The organism is Marinomonas ostreistagni, assembly GCF_016461785.1.
GTDB lineage: Bacteria > Pseudomonadota > Gammaproteobacteria > Pseudomonadales > Marinomonadaceae > Marinomonas > Marinomonas ostreistagni_A.
This window is the reverse complement of record NZ_JAEMUH010000001.1, coordinates 105,514-123,180: the sequence shown is the minus strand read 5'-3', so window position 1 is coordinate 123,180 and position 17,667 is coordinate 105,514. Positions and strand designations below refer to the sequence as shown.

Sequence of the window (17,667 nt, the reverse complement as noted above, 5' to 3'; positions counted from 1 at the left end):
GAAATAATTGACGAGGTAGGAAGCAAAACATAGGAAAGCTGTTAATGCCTATTCGAATGTTCCAACTTCGCTTAGAAAAAGTTCATTTAAATATGAGCATTTGCCTTTGCCGTAATAGTTTATATCAACATATCATGCACTAGCTATTTAACTTGTATAGACCTTCTTTTTGGCACTCACTGGAAAGCTGCCACATAACATGCTCGTCGCCGATTTGCCTTAGATTTTCCGACTTACAGTTTTCGACATTGGCTTCAAAAACACCATCAGAATTAGGAGAAATAATTACCACTAAAGCAACGGCGATCACACCTGCCATGTACACATATTTCTTCATATGAACTTCTCCTTACGTGTTTTCAATCTAACTCGTCTGTAACAATGACGGCTCATTGAAATATTGATTTCATCAACTAAGTTTTATCATCTACTCTTTATAAGCCAAAATCAATAAATGATAACGAATTTCATTCATTTTTTTTGCTTACTTCTTGCGTAAAGCAACACAGCCTTGCGAGCGATCAAGTTCCACAAGCATCACTCTACGAAGCCGTTCCTAGGAACCGTCTTCCCAAGCGCATTCAAGACCAAACAAGTATAAAAATTAATGATATAAAAACAATCACTTAACGAGATCACTTACCGACTTTTTACGTTTTTCTGGCACTAATCAGAAAGTTTCTAGGAGTTAATGATCTATCGCAAAAAATTTCTATCATGGTTAGATAGCCTGCCTCTTCTAACCTTAACGCTCGATCTAATACCAACCAGAGCTCAAGTGAGCGACGAAAGTACTGCATTACACTCTCTACTTTCTGAACATGCTTCACTCGTTGACGCCCAATGTCCTCAAATTCTAGTAAAGCTTCACTGGACAGCTTACAAGAGATGCCTTTTTGTTGTGAGGCCCAATCGACAAATGCAGCAAAACCGCCGCTTAATAAAGCTTTGCCACAAGATGGCACAGGTAAATAGCAATCCTGCTGTAAAACATGTCGCTGCAATGCATCAAACCCCAAACGGTATACCAGCTCTACCTCTTTTAAACGCTGCTCACGTGTACCCGCCGTCACCACCTCTTTAACAGCCAGCTTTAAGTTGTCTTGAGAAAGATGTGTACAGGCAGCTTGAGCTGCTTGTGAAAGAGGACGATAGTTTGAAGACTTAGTTAAGTGGTAACAACAGGGAGAAATGGCCAAATACTGAACTTGGGCCTCAATAGCCTGCTCGATCAAAGTGGTATGCAAATCCCCACAGGCATGCAACGCCACCGCACTGTTAGCATGACACAGTGCAGATTTGCCCTCACCTTTCAAAACATCGCTATGGCTGAATCGTTGGGATATTTGTCGCTTGCTTGCTTCTGCTTGTCCCGCTTCACACAGACTGGCTTGCCACTCCAAGCTGTGCACAGCACAGTGATGTTGAAATGCAATCAGCTTACCGAGGTGCCCTTTCCCTGCGCACCACTCTACGACTTCGGATGTAGGATGAATCGACCGGCTAAATGCTTCGATTTGAGACCATTTGCGCCCCTTTATACCCGCTTTAAAATGGCTAGAAGGTTCAACAAGGACGTCTGGCTGTGACACCTCCTCCCAACTCCATTGCATAGGTGTAAAAGCAGGTAAAAACCGCATTAAGGCAGCTTCTACTTGATCAGGATTAGGAATACTCTCATGGCAAGACAGCCACTGACACAGCTTTGGATCTGTTTCAATCCAAGGCAACTCAAATGAGTGGAAAGCTTGCACATCCCACAGACGCTTATGCTCAAAAAGCCATGTATCCAATTGCTTAAATAGGCCTTGATAACCCTCTTCGGAGAGCAAGTATTTTATAGTGTTCAATTTTTTGTACAGTTTATTAAAAGTTCGTCATTATTCACGTTTGATTGAATTGTATTTTAGCGTCAAACGGGCAGAATAAGAGAATCTTTTGGTCACTCAATACGTGAACTGAACCCAAACCCGTAAGGAAAACTCCCACTATGTTTAAACACTTGAAAGCCGTTCCTGGCGATCCTTTGTTAGCCCTGATCGTTGCCCATCAACAAGATCCTAATCCAAAGAAAATTGATTTAGGTGTAGGGGTTTATAAAGACGATTTAGGTCGCACGCCAATTTTGGAGTCCGTTAAAAAAGCGGAAGCAATCATGGTTGAAAATGAAGCAACCAAGGCGTATTTGGGAGTGTACGGTGCAGCAGAGTTTGCGCCATTAATTCAGAACTTATTGCTTGGCTCTGACAGTGATGTCATTAAACAAGGTCGTATTCAATCGACACAAACACCTGGCGGTACAGGAGCTCTTAAAGTAGCAGCGGACTTTATCAGTGCCAACCTAAAAGGCGCACGTCTGTTTGTCAGCGACCCAACTTGGGGGAACCACACCTCTATTTTCAACTCTGCAGGCGTTGAGGTGATTGAATACCCTTACTACGATCCAGCAACCAACGATGTTCGCTTTGACGACATGATGAGCTTCTTGCAAGCAGAGCTTAAAGAAGGCGACGTTCTACTTCTTCACGCTTGCTGCCACAACCCAACTGGCGTCGATCTAAAAATAGAACATTGGCATGCACTAACAGCGTTGGTTAACGAGCGAAACGTACTACCTCTAGTGGATGCGGCCTATCAAGGTTTTGGTGACGGTCTTGAAGAAGATATGGCGGGTCTACGCTACATGGCCGAACGCGTATCAAGCATGTTGATTGCTAATTCCTTCTCGAAAAACTTCGGTATCTACCGTGACCGTTGTGGTGGTTTAAGCGTCATTGCAGAGACGGCAGAAGAAGCGAAAAGTGCTTTCTCGATCATCGGTCAAGCTATTCGAGCGAACTACTCTATGCCACCAGCACATGGTGCAACCGTGGTCTACACGATCATGAATAATCCTGAGTTGTACGCTATGTGGCAACGAGAAGTAACGCAAATGCGTGATCGTATTAATGGCCTGCGTAGCAAGTTAGTTGAAAAACTAGCAGCTTCTGGTGTGAGCAAAGATTTCAGCTTTATCGAGAAACAGCGCGGTATGTTCTCTTACTCTGGCCTAACACTAGAGCAAGTGCGCACATTGCGTTCTGATTACTCCATCTACATTGCAGACACTGGCCGCATGAGCGTAGCAGGTGTCAGCGATAGCAACATTGATTACCTATGCGAGTCCATTGCAAAGGTGGTTGGCTAATAAAGCGCACAACATATAGACAAAGGGGCTCATTAGAAGCCCCTTTTTTTGGTTAATGCAAAGTCGGTGATGAGCCTTCTGTAGCCGAATTGGTTTGAATTTCTGGGTGATTAAACTGAGCCAAACGAACGACTGAAGACTCTAAGCTTTCTTGCCAAAACGTTAACTCCGCATCGCTCATTGCTTCCAGTTTCTTCCAGCCGGCAGGCGTGCCAAAAAGTCGTACGCTGGCTAGCACATCATCACGAAACTCTCGATCGCCTGCTTGATTTAGACCAGTCAACCTCGCTCCACGCATAAACCCAACACACCAGTCTTCAACAATGACCGTCACATGACCTGCTTGATCATCATGTTCAAGATAAACAGGATTTAGATTTCCATTGATTAAACCATCTACTGCTTCCAAATGGAGTAACATCACTAAGCCGTAAAACTCGTCTTCTTCCTCTTTGTCTCCCCATACAGGCTGATCCTCGGTCGTGCCCCAGATTGCTGGGAACCAATCATTTGGCGCGAGCAAATCTTTACTACAACCGATGGCCGTGACAAAACCATCAAGTTCGGAAACACTCATTATAGCGCGCTCCCCGCCATAGTTATGTAGGTAGTAATCAAGGCGTTCGTACATAGCCTCAATCGGCAAAGCATCGTCTTGCATGGTACATCTCTGTTATTTACTGGAAGTAGAAGTTAAGTGTAAACGGTTTTGTTGGATTTCGCTGGGAGGATTGTTCCACGCTGACTCACTGAATGAGTAAACGCGGAACAAAGAGAGATCAATTTGCTTTTGGGTAAATGCTGATTTCAACCCGACGGTTACAAGTGCGACCTTGGCTGGTTGTGTTATCGCATATAGGAGAAGACTCCCCCATACCCATTGTAGATAAACGGTTTGCAGCCACTCTTTGTCCGGCTAGATAGCTACGCACAGACTCAGCTCGCTTTAAGGAAAGTGTTTGGTTGTAAGACTCACTACCTGTGCTATCCGTATGGCCTGTAATCATCAACACAGTATCAGGGTATTCGACAAGCACTCTCGCTACGCCATTTAATGTATTGTAAATAGAGGAATCCAGCATGTAGGAATCTGACGCAAAGCCAATGCCATTCTCCATCACCAGCACAAGTTGATCTTGACCAACACGGCGAACCTGAACACCTGAGCTTTGTAGCTCTTCACGTAATGCGGCTTCTTGTCGATCGAAGTAGTTGCCAACACCAGCCCCTACAGCACCACCTGCAATAGCTCCTGCCAGTGCTCGGTTACGTCGTTCTTTGGCATTATCGCCAGTTCCTAAGCCAATTAGAATCCCAGAGACAGCACCAACAATGGCCCCTTTAGAGGTTGAACTCGTTTCAGTTTCTCCAGTCGTTGCATTTTGACGTTGCATTGACTGACACCCACTTAGTAATACGGCCAAGGCTGCGACTGCAGCAACACTTTTGAGTCTAAACATCCTTCAATTCACCTTATTATCAATTTCAGTCGCTTTAGGTTGTCACAGTATAGGTTTAAAACAAAATCACCACACTGTCAGTGAAGCACTCTTTACCTATTCTTATTAAAACTTCGTAAAACCTTTACGAATAGGCATGAAAACTCCTTACAAGGATCAGTCAACCACAGCAAGGTTTCCGTATGTTTCTAGCCAAGTTTTACGATCATTAGCACGCTTTTTAGACAGCAATTTATCTAATACCTCACCAGTCGATAATGGGTCTTCCATCGTCAGTTGAATGAGACGGCGAGTATCAGGTGCCATGGTGGTTTCACGCAATTGAGCAGGGTTCATTTCACCCAAGCCCTTAAAGCGTTGTACGTTTGGCGTACCACGTTTGTTTTCCGCTTCAAGCTTATGCAGGATAATGTCTTTTTCTTCATCGTCTAAGGCATAGTGAACTTCTTTACCCATATCAATACGGTAAAGTGGTGGCATGGCCACAAATACATGACCTTCTCTCACTAACGCTGGGAAGTGACGTACAAATAGGGCACACAACAATGTCGCGATGTGCAGACCATCAGAATCTGCGTCGGCCAAGATACAGACTTTGCCATAGCGCAAGCCAGATAAGTCATCATCAGCTGGGTCGACGCCCAGTGCGACAGAGATATCATGAATCTCTTGGGAGCCCAGCACTTGAGTAGAGTCCACTTCCCAAGAGTTTAGAATCTTACCTCGCAGTGGCATGATGGCTTGGAAGTCTTTGTCCCGAGCTTGTTTAGCAGAGCCTCCAGCCGAGTCCCCTTCCACCAAGAATAGCTCACTGGTACGACCATCTTGTCCCGCACAATCCGCCAACTTACCAGGCAGTGCTGGACCTTGGGTGACTTTTTTACGCACCACTTTTTTACTCGCGCGCAAGCGTTTTTGAGCGCTGCTAATAATCAGTTCGGCAATTTTCTTACCGTCTTCAACGTGCTTGTTAAGCCATAGACTGAACGCATCTTTTACCGTCGCGGAGATGAACGCAACAATTTGACGAGACGATAAACGCTCTTTGGTTTGTCCAGAAAACTGCGGCTCTTGCAGCTTCGCCGACAGCACGTAGCTACAACGGTCCCAAACGTCTTCAGCGGTCAACTTTACACCGCGTGGTAATAAGCTATGGAAGTCACAAAATTCGCGAATCCCCTCTAGCAAGCCTGTACGAAGACCGTTAACGTGGGTACCGCCTTGCGCAGTTGGAATAAGGTTGACGTAGCTTTCAGTGATCAACTCGCCACCTTCTGGTAACCACTGCACAGCCCAATCTACCCCTTGGGTAATCTCAGTCACACCACCAATAAACGGCTCATCAGGCAACAGCTCAAAGCCTTCGTTTGCTTTAAGTAAATAGTCTTTCAAACCATCTTCGTAGAACCATTCTTCACGCTCTTCAGCGGATCCACTTTGGTCAACAAACACCACATGTAAGCCTGAACACAATACCGCTTTGGCTTTTAATAAGTGCTTTAAGCGCGTTAGCGAGAATTTACCGCTGTCGAAGTATTTAGGATCGGCTTTGAATTTAACCGTCGTACCCGTGTTTTTCTTACCGACCGTCCCAACTTCACTCAGCTCAGATACCTTGTGACCGTCAGCAAAGCCAATGTGATATTGCACGCCACCACGTTTCACCCACACCTCTAAAGAGGTCGACAGTGCGTTGACGACGCTGACACCTACCCCATGCAAACCACCTGAAAACTGGTAGTTATCACCAGAAAATTTACCGCCTGCATGCAGCTTAGTCAGGATTAACTCAACACCTGACACCCCTTCTTCTGGGTGTATATCAACGGGCATTCCGCGACCGTTATCTTCCACACTTAGGGAATTGTCTTTGTGTAATGTGACAACGATGCGGTCAGCATGACCGGCTAAGGCCTCATCGACTGAGTTATCGATCACTTCTTGTGCAAGGTGGTTAGGACGTGTCGTTTCCGTATACATCCCAGGGCGTTTCTGTACAGGCTCTAGCCCGCTGAGAACTTCAATGGATCCAGCATTATATTCTTTTGCAGACATGGTATTTCCAAGGTTCGGGGCGAAGGTTCGCCAAATCAAGCAATATTGTGGAGAGTCTATAACGGGCTATTGGCAGAGGCAAATGCCTTCAAAACAATAGGTTAATTATTCAACGAAAATCCCGCGAACCTAAGCAGTTCATCAAGATAGCGCTCAAAGCCGACAAAGCTGTGATCACCGTTTGGTTCACAAATCCGTCGTGCCACACTTGGATAGCATTGCAATGCTGCGCGGTAATCAAGCACTTCATCTCCTTCTTGCAGCATCAACCATAGATTGTTGGGCTGACATTTTGGATTAGCTAACGCCTCTAACTCGTTAATGTGCTCTATCGTCAGTACATATTCTTCTTGTGTATAAGGATTCACTTGCTTGCCAAGATAGTCTTGAAGCAACGTAGGGGCTTGCACCGCGGGATTAACGAGTACCGCTTTCAATTCATACTTTGCACTTAAATAAGCCGCGTAAAAACCACCTAGAGAACTGCCAACAAGCACGACTTCTCGACCACCAGCTCGATAGCTTTCAATCATCGTTTCTAAACACTGAATGGCTTTGGATGGCTGCCATGGAAGCCTAGGGCAAGCGAACTGTCCATCAAAACCAAGCGTATGTAGACGTTCTAATACTTGCTGAGATTTGTACGACAGTTCGGAGCTATTGAAGCCGTGAACATAAATAAGCTGTGGCATCGTCATCGTTATTTGAATCAATCTTTAGTGCGGGTAAATAGGTTATGCGAATTGAAAATCGGGCAGGTCGTACAGACGGTGGCCATGCTTTAAACACAGTTCAAGCAGATCGGATAACTGTTGATTGAGGCGAAACTTCTCATCCCGATGATGCATATCATCATTTGGATAAGGGTAAGCCCCTTGGTAATGGCGGTGTCCATCTGTAATCTCAGCAATCCCTACGTCATGATACAGACGTACGGTCATGGTCAATTCACTGCTGAAAGGCAATTTAACGCTAATTTCAGGAGCAAATGTTAACTTTACCTGGGCAGTAAAGCGGCTCTCTTCCATCAACTCCAGAGATAAGCGACTTTGTTGCCCCATAGTATGAATCGTAAAGTGCCAAGAGTCGTCTTCTTCATAGCCACGCACAAGCTTCCCAAGTCGGCGATAGTTCAACTCACCGAGCACTTGCAACTCTACTAGATTGGGAATGTAAGGATGGGCCATGATGTTTCTCTCATTTTTACGGTTCTCTAATTTTGTAGACTATTTCCCTTCTTAATTGGTCCATTTTGCTGAAATTCAAGCTTAGAACACTGCTGTTGATCCGTCACTATATTGTGGTCTTTGTCCTGCCAATAACCATTAAGCCAATCGAAGAACGCCGCTTTATCGGTTTTAGAATCCATACACTGGTAGGCCTTTGGTAACTCTATATGACGCACTTTGACATAAGCCCCATTTACTCTCCCACAAAGCAAATCCCAAAATGTGGGGACTTCACCTGAGTAAATAATATTTAAATCTGTAATTCGATCAAAACGCTTAGGCATTGCTTGCAATACCATCCACAACCCACCGGCTTTTGGCTTTAGCAAGTATTGATACGGTGAGCCTTGCTGTGCATGCTTGATTGAGCTAAAACGAGTACCTTCCGCAAACGTCATCACACTGCTCGGTGTTTGCATTAGGTCTGCACAGGCTTTTCGGGTAATGATTCGATCCCGCTCAGCCAGAGCCGGATTGGCGGCTAATTTTGCTTTGCTATAGCGCTTTACTTGCGGAAACCCCATCAGCTTCGTAGCAGTGCCCACCAATGGAAGCCAAACGAGTGTGTCTTTCATAAAGATCCGTGGCATGGGGATGCGCCCCTGTACTTGTAACAACACAATAAACGCATCGACCCAAGATTGATGATTGGCCACGACTAGATGGTTCTGATCAAGCTGAACCTTCATTCCCTCATCAAAACGCCAATGAATGCCTAATACGTAGTGAAACCAGTAACCGCAGCCTTGGCACCAAGCTTGATAGCAACGATCCATGTGTGCTCGACGCCACTGATCCGAGCGCTTACAAACAAGCGCTATGAAAGCGATACTGTGTATCGCTACGCCGCAAACAAGTATGTTCACACAGATGAAAATAAAAGACATTATGCCGATCAACGGCCGCATAAATGGCCAAGGTAATAGCTTCGTTAACACGTATCTTGTTTCCACTCTATGGCTACTCAGTCAACAACATTAGTCGTCACTGTTTAACCATTTCTGTTTCAGTTTGTATGCATTCAGTGCAAACCATTGCAACGCCATAATGGCACTGGCATTGACGATTTCTTGCTCGAGTAATGGCATCACATCTTCGACGTCAAACAAATGCAGCTTAATGTCTTCATTTTCTTCGTCCAATCCTTGTGTTGCACTCAAGTCGACTGTCGAAGCATCAATTTCGCCGGCGTACATACGCAAATGCTCTACCAATCCACCAGGAGATGGCACAAAGCGGAACATATACTCTAAACGCTTGATCTCAACACCCGCTTCTTCTAAAGCTTCACGACGAGCCACTTCCTCATCTGACTCGCCCTCTTCGACCATACCTGCGACCACTTCAAGCAGCCATGGGGACTCATGTTCTGGCAAGCAAGGACGAAACTGCTCAATGAGTAACAATTTATCAAGATTAGGGTCAAACAGCAGAACACAAATGGCATCAGAGCGAACCATCATTTCACGCGTCATGTACTCGGACCACTCGCCATTAAACTTACGATGGCGGAGCTCACGTTTGTGCATTTTAAAAAAGCCGTCATAGACCACTTCGTCTTTTTTTACTTCTACATCGGATTGCTGATAAGTCGGCTTAAATTTCACGGGTCTTTGTCCTTGTTATACCACTCTTTTGGTGGGCGATAACGGCTATCGTCGTCTTCCTCTGGTGCTTCTGTTTGATCTAGATCGAGAGAAGGTTCAATGTGTTCGTCGAGAATCATTTCGCGATCTACACGCTTGAAATAACGCTCTTCGTTAAAGGCCACCACCACTTGAGGGTGTAAAATTGTCGTTGCGGAGATAAACATACCATTCACAACAGCCTCTGGAAAAACAAATATGGGCAGATAGCCCAAGTATTCATCAATATTAAGTTTCAGTTCCATTTCACTGAAGAAAGAAAGACTCAGCACTGCCAACACAAGAGTAACGGTGGTGCTTAACACGCAGCCAAAGAATCCTGTTCCCAAGATAAATACAAATGGGTTACTGGGTTTTAATTGCTCTATTCTGACGTGTAGCCACCATGACACAACAACGGGGACTAACACATTGTAGAGATAGTTGAGGCCAAAAGACGGCCATTGCTGCCAATGCAAAAAGAGATCGACCAGCTGTGCGATGAAGCCCGCTAGCAACGCCAAAGGCCAACCAAAAAACAGCGTTAGCGTCGTCATACCCATAAAATGAATCACGACACCAATGTTTAAGTTCACGCTCATCTGCCAAAGAAAAGCCAACGCTACCGCACAGCCTAAAAAGCGATTTTGTAGAGATGAATCACCCAATATGCTACGCCAAGGAGCCGCCAGCACCCCCATCACAAGACTTAGTAAAGTAATTATCCAGCCAAACCACTCAAACCCTGAGTAAAAAAGCCCTTGGGCGAAGTTCATTTGCACTCCCTCTCATTTGGTAATAGAGTCTCATCTAACGAAAAAAGGTGAATAAAATCATGGCAGAACTGCGTTGCGACTGGTGTTTAAGCTCCCCAGAATACATCGCTTACCACGACAACGAGTGGGGCAAACCGGTCACCGATGACCAGACCTTATTTGAGTTCATTGTACTGGAAAGCGCACAGGCGGGATTAAGCTGGATCACGATATTGCGAAAACGAGAAGGCTATCGCAATGCTTTCCATCAATTCGACCCCACTAAAGTTGCGAACATGACGGCCGATGACATAGATAGGCTGTCACAAGATCCCAGTATTGTTCGCCACCGAGGAAAAATCGCCGCAACGATTAGCAATGCACAATGTTTTTTACGCATCGCAGAAGAGTTTGGTTCGTTTGCAAATTACTACTGGGCATTCAGTGACGATAAAGTGATGACCAATAATCCCAAAACTTTGGCCGATGTCCCTGCCGTGACACCACTAGCGGAGACGATTTCAAAAGATATGAAAAAACGTGGCTTTAAGTTTTTCGGCCCGACCATTTGCTATGCCTTTATGCAAGCAACGGGCATGGTAGACGATCATCTGGTTGGATGTGTGGTGAAAGAAGATTCCAAATAGGACAACGAATGGAACAAAACACTGGCTCAATTTTTTGGTTCACAGGTTTAAGCGGCTCAGGTAAAACCACGCTTGCAACCGCCTTATCAACCAAATTAAAAGAACTTGGTTACAAGGTTTACTTGCTGGATGGCGATGTTTTAAGAACCGGCCTCTGTAATGATTTAAAGTTCAGTGATCAAGATCGCAAAGAAAACATTCGTCGTGCTGGCAAAGTAGCCAAATTGTTTATGGATGAAGGCTATATTGTCTTATGTACTTTTATTTCGCCATTTTGCTCTGATCGGCAGATTGTTCGAGAAACATGCCCTAACGGCAAGTTTCATGAAGTTTACGTCAGCACACCTCTTGGTAAGTGTGAAGAGCGTGACCCCAAGGGTCTGTATGCAAAAGCTAGAAGCGGCCTGATTCCATTTTTTACAGGCATCGACTCACCTTATGAAAAGCCCAATAACCCTGAGTTAGAAATAAATACATCTAACTGCTCAATTGACGCAGCAATTAACTACATTCTGGACTATGTCTTAGAAATAAAGCTATAAAAGCAATATCTAAGCTAAAATCGGTGAATATTTAACTCATACGATTATGAGCCTGACAGAATTAAAGAAGAGATAAACAATTATGTTTGATAACAAAAGCATTCTAATCACCGGTGGCACAGGCTCATTTGGAAAAAAATACGTCAGAACACTGCTGGATCGTTATCAACCCAAGCGTTTAATCGTTTATTCTCGTGATGAGCTTAAACAGTACGAAATGCAGCAAGAGTTCGATGCACCTTGTATGCGTTACTTTATAGGCGACGTGCGTGACAAAGACCGATTAACACAGGCTATGCGCGATGTAGATTATGTGATTCATGCCGCGGCACTAAAACAAGTCCCGGCAGCCGAATACAACCCAATGGAATGCATCAAAACCAATATTCATGGGGCTGAAAACGTTATCTCTGCTGCCATTGCAAACAACGTTGAAAAGGTCATCGCTCTATCCACTGATAAGGCAGCCGCGCCAATCAATCTATACGGGGCAACCAAGCTTGCTTCAGATAAGCTTTTCGTCGCTGCGAATAATACTGTTGGTAAAGGTCCAACCCGATTCTCTGTGGTTCGTTATGGTAATGTCGTAGGCTCCCGTGGGTCAGTTGTCCCTCTATTTCAAAAGAAAGTCGCCGAGGGAGCAAAAAGCATACCGATTACTCACCCTGAGATGACGCGTTTTTGGATCACGTTGCAAATGGGTGTTGATTTTGTTCTCAAGAATTTTGAGCGCATGCACGGTGGTGAAATCTTCGTTCCAAAAATCCCATCGGTACGTATTGCAGACCTCGCAGAGGCCTACGCGCCTGGCATTCCGACTGAAGACATTGGCATTCGTCCAGGTGAAAAGTTACATGAAGTTATGTGCCCAGCGGACGACTCCTACCATACTTTCGAATACCATGATCATTTCGTGATTGCACCCAGCATCAAGTTTTATCGTGACGATCTGAAATACGATGAGAATCGCCTCGGAGAAAGCGCTGTACTTGTTGCACCAGGTTTCGAGTATCAGTCCGGCAGTAATCCTGACTTTCTAAGCGTAGAGCAAATTTTAGAGTTTGAACGTGGCTAACTTCATACCCTATGGACGCCAGTCTATTTCTGTTGCAGATGTAGAAGCTGTCTGCGATGCGCTGACCTCAGACTTTCTGACACAAGGACCTATTGTAGGTCAATTTGAGCAAGCCATTGCCGAACTGAGTCACTGTAAGTTTGGTATAGCTGCCAACAGCGCGACTTCAGCCCTTCATGTTGCATGTCTTGCACTTGGTGTATCTGAGGGCGACTGGGTTTGGACCACACCTAATACCTTTATTGCCAGCGCTAACTGTGCGCTTTATTGCGATGCAAAAGTCGACTTTGTCGATATCGACCCGCAAACCTATAACTTGTGCCCCATAAAACTTGCTGAAAAGCTGGCTTTGGCAGCCCAAAATGACACTCTTCCTAAAGTGGTTATCCCTGTGCATTTTGGTGGCCATCCATGTGATATGCGCGCTATTTATGAGCTATCCCAGCAATATGGCTTTGCCATCATTGAAGATGCTTCACACGCCATTGGTGCGAAATTCAAAGGCACGCCAGTTGGCAGTCGTTACTCTGATATTTGCATCTTTAGTTTTCACCCAGTGAAAGTGATGACCTCGGCTGAGGGAGGTATGGCCATTACTAACCAAGAAGCTCTGGCCGAACACTTGCGCCTATTGGTTAATCAAGGGGTGACTAAAAACAAACGTGAACTCGAAAGCAGATCTCCGGGTGATTGGTACTACGAGCAACAAACCCTTGGCTTTAATTACCGCATGACAGAGTTGCAAGCAGCATTAGGTTTGTCGCAACTCAAACGTCTTGACAGTTTTATTGAGCGCCGTCGAGAGTTAGTACAGCGTTATTATCAACTATTACGTGGTTTGCCTATCCAGTTACCAGGGGAAGCCGATTACGCATACTCAAGCTGGCACTTATTTCCAATTGTCTTGAATGAGGCTTTAACGGAACAAAAAGCCGCTATTTTCAAATATCTACGCGATCATAATATTGGTACTCAGGTGCACTATATTCCAGTGCATACTCAGCCTTACTACCAAAAACTAGGCTTCAGCTGGGGACAATTCCCGATTGCTGAGGACTATTACCATAGAACCCTCAGCCTGCCTTTGTTCCCAGACCTCACCGATCAAGAGCAGGAAGTGGTCGCACAAATATTAAAAGATGCCATCGATCAGGCATTTATCTTATGACCAGCATTAATATCGCCGTCATCCCTGCTCGAGGCGGCTCCCAGCGTATTCCTCGCAAAAATATCAAACTGCTAAACGGTAAGCCCTTAATTGCTTACTCAATTGAAACAGCCTTGAAGTCAGGTCTTTTTGATAAAGTCATTGTCTCCACAGATGATCAGGAAATAGCAGAAGTGGCTAGAGACTGGGGAGCAGAAACACCGTTCACTCGCCCTGATGAGCTTGCTGATCATTTCACTGGCACCACGCCAGTGATGCAGCATGCGCTGCGTACACTTATTAAGCAGGGCTTGAATATAGAGAAAGCATGTTTGATATACGCAACGTGTCCTCTACTAAAAGCTGAGGATATCCATCAAGGCTATCTCGCTCTCGAAAAAACGCCTTTAAGCTTTTCCGCGACAACGTTTGATTTTCCTGTTCAGAGAGCATTATGTATACGCAATGGAAAACTACAGTCAATGTATCCGGAACATATCGGTAAGCGCTCACAAGATCTCGAAGAAGCGATTCACGACGCAGGGCAATTCTACTGGGGAACAGCAGAACAATGGCTCACCAACCCTGCCATGTTTTCTGAGTTAGCGACGCCTATTATGTTACCAAGACATCGCATTCAGGATCTGGATACAGAGGAAGACTGGCTTCGCTTACAACAGCTGATACTTCACTCGTAATCATAGTGTTCGTAAGTCACCACTTTGCTACCTTCGCTGCCTATGTTGCAGTTGACATGAATTAGCTTGCTTAATGCCTTACGAATGTTCTCATGGACCTCTGGCGGTGCAAAAAACATCATAAAACCACCGCCACCGGCGCCAAGCAATTTCCCACCTAACGCTCCGGCCTTAATACCTGCCGCATAAATTTCATCGATAGCAGGCGTTGAAACACCTTCTGCAAGCTCACGCTTTAAATGCCAAGCATCATCAAGCATCTGGCCGATGTGAGCAAATTCAGGGGACTTAGATTGAAGAATGCTTCGTGCTTCAACCGCCATCTGATGGAGTGTTCGCAGTTGCTGCTGTTTTTTCTTAACGTTATCAATTTGTTTTACTGCAATGGTTTCGGCTATGCGAGTAAAACCAGTAAAAAACAATAAAATATGATCATTAAGAAATGAGTGGTTACCCGGGCGCATGATTAATTTATTCACATCAATCCGGCCGTTCTGATTAAACTCAACAAACGCGGTTCCACCATGAGCAGCCCAGATTTGATCCTGTGAACCAACTTTTTCGCCGATGACTTCTTGCTCAATGCGTATCGCTTCAAGACCTAAATAGTGAGCACTTGATATTTTTCCATCAAGGCCTCGAAGAGCATTCACCAAGCCAACAGTGAAAGCAGAGCTCGACCCCAAACCTGAACGAGCTGGTAAATCGCTGAAATGATGTATTTCAACACCATGTTCAACTGGGTGTTCCTGCATCACCCCCCTCACGGCAGGATGAGTGATTTCTGATATGTCGCTGACATTCTCGATCTTCGAGTAAACAATACGATGTTTATGCTCAAAGAATGGCGGGAGTTTGCGTACACTTAAGTAACAGTATTTATCAATCGTTGTGCCAACTACAGCGCCGCCATGCTCTAAATACCACGCAGGGTAATCGGTTCCACCGCCAAAAAGAGAGACTCGAAAGGGGGTGCGAGTGATAATCATAAAGCATCCTTAAATAGTGTCTGGGCCACTTGATAACTTTCTGGTGTGCCAAAATCGAGAAATTGACGACCTGTATCTACACAAAGTATCGGCCCAAGATCTTTTTTCATTAGAAAATCTCTTTCGAGTGACGTGACATCTAATGAAAAAAGCTGTTCCAACAAAACCTTGTCAAAATAATACCAGCCTGCGTTTATCTCTCCTGGTTCATTTCGCCCATGCTTTTCCAGAAAACAGTCAAGACAATCTGATTCATTACGCTTTACAGTTCCAAAGCGCCCAGAATCGTCAACATGCACCGTAAGAACCCCCCCTCCAACGATACGACTTTTACAGACAAACTCAGACACCGAGAAGTCTACAAATGTATCCCCATTACAAATCAATAGTTCATCAGCACCAGACAAATCATCTTGCTCTAAAGCTAGCTTTACCGCCCCGCCAGTGCCCAATTGCTTTGTTTCGATTTGCCAGCTGAATTGGATCGTTGAATCACTCTCCTGCAACCACGCCACGACTTTTTCCGCCATAAAACCTAAGCAGAAGTGCATATGTTCTATGCCTTGTTGCTCTGCCCACTTAAGTAAGTGATGCAAATAAGGGTGTCGGCCAATTGGAGCTAGGATTTTAGGCTGATCGGCCACTACAGAGCGTAAACGAGTCCCTAGCCCTCCAGCCAATACAACAAGTGTCGGTACCATAGATTCTACTTTGTATTGGGGATTAAATAGTCAGCACTATTAAAATGCGGATAAGAAAATTCTTGCTGCAACGTGGGAGCTGCATTTTTTCTAGGTAAAACATACTGAGTCATCTCACGTAGATGCTGTCCCACCTCTGCACCAAATTTCGCTTCCATACGCGCCAAGTAAGCGGGATCAGTATGGAACGCCTGCCATGCTTTATCTCTAAATGCTAAAACTTGGCTACTATCTATGTAATTGGTCGATAGAGGCTTACATTCAAAAGAGTGCTGTGAATAGCCCAACCAAGAATCAGGCAGTTCAAAACCGTCTTGTAGCGCAGAACGGTGTAGCTGAGAACCGGGGTAAGCCATGGCAGAATACAAGTTCGCCATATCCAGTTCCAATGACATACAGTAGTCAAGGTTAAGCTTCATACTGTCGAAATCATCTTCGGGCAAACCAAAAATAAAGTTGCCCGCAACATTAATGCCTGCACCCTGAATTTTCTTAACTACTTGGGTGATTTTGTCATCACTGAATCGCCCTTTTATCACATCATCACGGACTTTTTTAGAAATGGATTCAATCCCTAGTCCCAACCAATTTACACCCGCAGCCTTTAAGGCCTCAAGATGACGATCTTTAATAGTATCAATACGACTGTAAGCCCAAATATTAAGTTTGTAATCTCTTTGTGCTAGTAGCTTGCAGATTTCAAGAAAGTGATCATCCCTAAGTACGAACATTTCATCGGCAATTTTTAAGTTTCTAATTCCGTGTTTTTCTACTAGCTTGTCAATCTTGTTGACAATAAACTCAGGTGACCAATAACGGAATTTATTTGCACCAAATGGAGCATTGATACAGCAAAAGCTACAGGAGAATGGGCAACCAAGACTGGTGTATATGGATGCATAACCAGATCGATCCGTCATGCCATCATAACAATGCCAGTTATGCGCACGATACTTGTCCATCGGCAAGGCGTCGTAATCCACCCCAGGCAATACGAGCTCCATTTCTTTCATCGGAATCATAGGCGCTTGAGCAGTATGTTGCACCAAACCAAACTCGTCTTTAAACCAAAGCCCTGGAACTTTCTTCAAGTGATCTGTTCTAGTCATATCACTTTGCAGCAACCCACTCAGTGTGTGAACGCCTTCCCCTTGACACACAAAGTCAGCTCTTTCCTCCAAGAGCGTTTGTTCAGGTAGCGCTGAGATATGACCTCCGATCAATAAGACAGGAATATCCGGGCATAAGTCTTTTATGGCACTACATGTCAAAGAAGCACCATACATATTCTGAGTAGATGCTGATGGCTGCTGTCCATAAACAGGGATACACACTAACTTTGGGCGGCAGTCTTTTACAAGCCTAGCAGCATCTTCATAACCAATACTTAACCCCTCACAATCCACTAACTCCACATCAAAGCCTTGATACTTCATTGCTAGGCTTAACATTCCCGCCCAAATTGGCGGTTCAAATGCCGCATAGCCATTGCTTAGACCTTGATAGATTTGAGCATGGGCAGTAGGGTTGATAATGACTAAATCAGTCATAATGGGC

At 44.9% G+C, this 17,667-nt stretch carries 19 protein-coding genes; 6 read left to right on the top strand and 13 right to left on the bottom strand.

Annotated elements, in window-relative coordinates:
* Positions 1 to 139: 139 nt before the first annotated feature.
* Positions 140 to 337, bottom strand: coding sequence for an entry exclusion lipoprotein TrbK (gene trbK / locus JHD44_RS00575; RefSeq protein WP_199460048.1), 198 nt, complete (start codon positions 335 to 337; stop codon positions 140 to 142).
* 313 nt (positions 338 to 650) lie between these two features.
* The gene (locus tag JHD44_RS00570; protein WP_233401531.1) at positions 651 to 1,850 is read right to left on the bottom strand and encodes a methyltransferase; all 1,200 of its coding nucleotides are present in this window, start codon (positions 1,848 to 1,850) and stop codon (positions 651 to 653) included.
* Positions 1,851 to 1,990: 140 nt separating this feature from the next.
* On the opposite strand from JHD44_RS00570, the gene JHD44_RS00565 reads away from it, so the two are divergent.
* Complete coding sequence (locus JHD44_RS00565) at positions 1,991 to 3,187, top strand: aromatic amino acid transaminase (RefSeq protein WP_199460046.1); 1,197 nt, start codon at positions 1,991 to 1,993, stop codon at positions 3,185 to 3,187.
* 52 nt (positions 3,188 to 3,239) lie between these two features.
* On the opposite strand, the gene JHD44_RS00560 is transcribed toward JHD44_RS00565, so the two are convergent.
* From JHD44_RS00560 to JHD44_RS00525, 8 genes are all read right to left on the bottom strand, one after another.
* The gene (locus JHD44_RS00560) at positions 3,240 to 3,848 is read right to left on the bottom strand and encodes a UPF0149 family protein (RefSeq protein WP_199460044.1); all 609 of its coding nucleotides are present in this window, start codon (positions 3,846 to 3,848) and stop codon (positions 3,240 to 3,242) included.
* 118 nt (positions 3,849 to 3,966) lie between these two features.
* A complete protein-coding gene (locus JHD44_RS00555) occupies positions 3,967 to 4,647 on the bottom strand; it encodes an OmpA family protein (protein WP_199460042.1) in 681 nt (226 codons plus the stop codon).
* A gap of 156 nt (positions 4,648 to 4,803) precedes the next feature.
* Positions 4,804 to 6,702, bottom strand: coding sequence for a DNA topoisomerase IV subunit B (gene parE, locus JHD44_RS00550; protein WP_199460040.1), 1,899 nt, complete (start codon positions 6,700 to 6,702; stop codon positions 4,804 to 4,806).
* A 101-nt stretch (positions 6,703 to 6,803) separates the two neighbouring features.
* Positions 6,804 to 7,394, bottom strand: a complete 591-nt coding sequence (locus tag JHD44_RS00545) for a YqiA/YcfP family alpha/beta fold hydrolase (RefSeq protein WP_199460038.1) — start codon at positions 7,392 to 7,394, stop codon at positions 6,804 to 6,806.
* Positions 7,395 to 7,436: 42 nt separating this feature from the next.
* Positions 7,437 to 7,889: a DUF1249 domain-containing protein gene (locus JHD44_RS00540; protein WP_199460036.1), complete on the bottom strand. Its 453-nt coding sequence runs from the start codon at positions 7,887 to 7,889 to the stop codon at positions 7,437 to 7,439.
* Between the two features lie 26 nt (positions 7,890 to 7,915).
* Positions 7,916 to 8,839: an acetyltransferase gene (locus JHD44_RS00535; RefSeq protein ID WP_267905801.1), complete on the bottom strand. Its 924-nt coding sequence runs from the start codon at positions 8,837 to 8,839 to the stop codon at positions 7,916 to 7,918.
* Between the two features lie 69 nt (positions 8,840 to 8,908).
* Positions 8,909 to 9,538, bottom strand: a complete 630-nt coding sequence (locus JHD44_RS00530; protein ID WP_133562416.1) for an NUDIX domain-containing protein — start codon at positions 9,536 to 9,538, stop codon at positions 8,909 to 8,911.
* On the bottom strand, positions 9,535 to 10,332 hold the full coding sequence (locus JHD44_RS00525) for an energy-coupling factor ABC transporter permease (RefSeq protein WP_199460032.1): 798 nt from the start codon (positions 10,330 to 10,332) through the stop codon (positions 9,535 to 9,537). The genes JHD44_RS00530 and JHD44_RS00525 overlap by 4 nt, the downstream gene beginning before the upstream one ends.
* A 59-nt stretch (positions 10,333 to 10,391) precedes the next feature.
* On the opposite strand from JHD44_RS00525, the gene JHD44_RS00520 reads away from it, so the two are divergent.
* The 5 genes from JHD44_RS00520 (at position 10,392) to pseF (ending at position 14,420) form a co-directional block, all read left to right on the top strand.
* Positions 10,392 to 10,958 carry a DNA-3-methyladenine glycosylase I gene (locus JHD44_RS00520; RefSeq protein ID WP_199460030.1) on the top strand — a complete coding sequence of 189 codons (567 nt, stop codon included), beginning with the start codon at positions 10,392 to 10,394 and terminating at the stop codon, positions 10,956 to 10,958.
* 8 nt (positions 10,959 to 10,966) lie between these two features.
* A complete protein-coding gene (cysC, locus tag JHD44_RS00515; protein ID WP_233401529.1) occupies positions 10,967 to 11,500 on the top strand; it encodes an adenylyl-sulfate kinase in 534 nt (177 codons plus the stop codon).
* An 82-nt stretch (positions 11,501 to 11,582) separates the two neighbouring features.
* Positions 11,583 to 12,575: a UDP-N-acetylglucosamine 4,6-dehydratase (inverting) gene (gene pseB, locus JHD44_RS00510; RefSeq protein ID WP_199460026.1), complete on the top strand. Its 993-nt coding sequence runs from the start codon at positions 11,583 to 11,585 to the stop codon at positions 12,573 to 12,575.
* Complete coding sequence (pseC, locus tag JHD44_RS00505; RefSeq protein ID WP_325097021.1) at positions 12,568 to 13,743, top strand: UDP-4-amino-4,6-dideoxy-N-acetyl-beta-L-altrosamine transaminase; 1,176 nt, start codon at positions 12,568 to 12,570, stop codon at positions 13,741 to 13,743. The genes pseB and pseC overlap by 8 nt, the downstream gene beginning before the upstream one ends.
* A complete protein-coding gene (gene pseF / locus JHD44_RS00500; protein ID WP_199460022.1) occupies positions 13,740 to 14,420 on the top strand; it encodes a pseudaminic acid cytidylyltransferase in 681 nt (226 codons plus the stop codon). Before pseC ends, pseF begins: the two co-directional genes overlap by 4 nt.
* Here pseF and JHD44_RS00495 read toward each other — a convergent pair.
* From JHD44_RS00495 to JHD44_RS00485, 3 genes are read right to left on the bottom strand one after another with little or no spacing between them, the layout of a single operon-like run.
* On the bottom strand, positions 14,411 to 15,409 hold the full coding sequence (locus JHD44_RS00495) for a hypothetical protein (RefSeq protein ID WP_199460020.1): 999 nt from the start codon (positions 15,407 to 15,409) through the stop codon (positions 14,411 to 14,413). The two genes, pseF and JHD44_RS00495, sit on opposite strands and share 10 nt — an antisense overlap.
* Positions 15,406 to 16,110 (bottom strand): sugar phosphate nucleotidyltransferase, encoded by a 705-nt coding sequence (locus JHD44_RS00490; protein ID WP_199460018.1) that lies wholly within the window; start codon positions 16,108 to 16,110, stop codon positions 15,406 to 15,408. The genes JHD44_RS00495 and JHD44_RS00490 overlap by 4 nt, the downstream gene beginning before the upstream one ends.
* Positions 16,111 to 16,115: 5 nt before the next feature.
* Positions 16,116 to 17,660, bottom strand: coding sequence for a B12-binding domain-containing radical SAM protein (locus JHD44_RS00485; protein WP_199460015.1), 1,545 nt, complete (start codon positions 17,658 to 17,660; stop codon positions 16,116 to 16,118).
* Between the last annotated feature and the right edge of the window lie 7 nt (positions 17,661 to 17,667).

Coding starts and splice junctions, on each gene's coding strand:
- JHD44_RS00490 (WP_199460018.1), bottom strand. CDS start 16,110: ATGGTACCGACACTTGTTGTATTGGCTGGAGGGCTAGGGACTCGTTTA.
- JHD44_RS00495 (WP_199460020.1), bottom strand. CDS start 15,409: ATGATTATCACTCGCACCCCCTTTCGAGTCTCTCTTTTTGGCGGTGGA.
- JHD44_RS00545 (WP_199460038.1), bottom strand. CDS start 7,394: ATGCCACAGCTTATTTATGTTCACGGCTTCAATAGCTCCGAACTGTCG.
- JHD44_RS00565 (WP_199460046.1), top strand. CDS start 1,991: ATGTTTAAACACTTGAAAGCCGTTCCTGGCGATCCTTTGTTAGCCCTG.
- cysC (WP_233401529.1), top strand. CDS start 10,967: ATGGAACAAAACACTGGCTCAATTTTTTGGTTCACAGGTTTAAGCGGC.
- JHD44_RS00555 (WP_199460042.1), bottom strand. CDS start 4,647: ATGTTTAGACTCAAAAGTGTTGCTGCAGTCGCAGCCTTGGCCGTATTA.
- JHD44_RS00535 (WP_267905801.1), bottom strand. CDS start 8,839: ATGCGGCCGTTGATCGGCATAATGTCTTTTATTTTCATCTGTGTGAAC.
- JHD44_RS00540 (WP_199460036.1), bottom strand. CDS start 7,889: ATGGCCCATCCTTACATTCCCAATCTAGTAGAGTTGCAAGTGCTCGGT.
- JHD44_RS00560 (WP_199460044.1), bottom strand. CDS start 3,848: ATGCAAGACGATGCTTTGCCGATTGAGGCTATGTACGAACGCCTTGAT.
- JHD44_RS00485 (WP_199460015.1), bottom strand. CDS start 17,660: ATGACTGATTTAGTCATTATCAACCCTACTGCCCATGCTCAAATCTAT.
- JHD44_RS00520 (WP_199460030.1), top strand. CDS start 10,392: ATGGCAGAACTGCGTTGCGACTGGTGTTTAAGCTCCCCAGAATACATC.
- parE (WP_199460040.1), bottom strand. CDS start 6,702: ATGTCTGCAAAAGAATATAATGCTGGATCCATTGAAGTTCTCAGCGGG.
- pseB (WP_199460026.1), top strand. CDS start 11,583: ATGTTTGATAACAAAAGCATTCTAATCACCGGTGGCACAGGCTCATTT.
- JHD44_RS00525 (WP_199460032.1), bottom strand. CDS start 10,332: ATGAACTTCGCCCAAGGGCTTTTTTACTCAGGGTTTGAGTGGTTTGGC.
- trbK (WP_199460048.1), bottom strand. CDS start 337: ATGAAGAAATATGTGTACATGGCAGGTGTGATCGCCGTTGCTTTAGTG.
- pseF (WP_199460022.1), top strand. CDS start 13,740: ATGACCAGCATTAATATCGCCGTCATCCCTGCTCGAGGCGGCTCCCAG.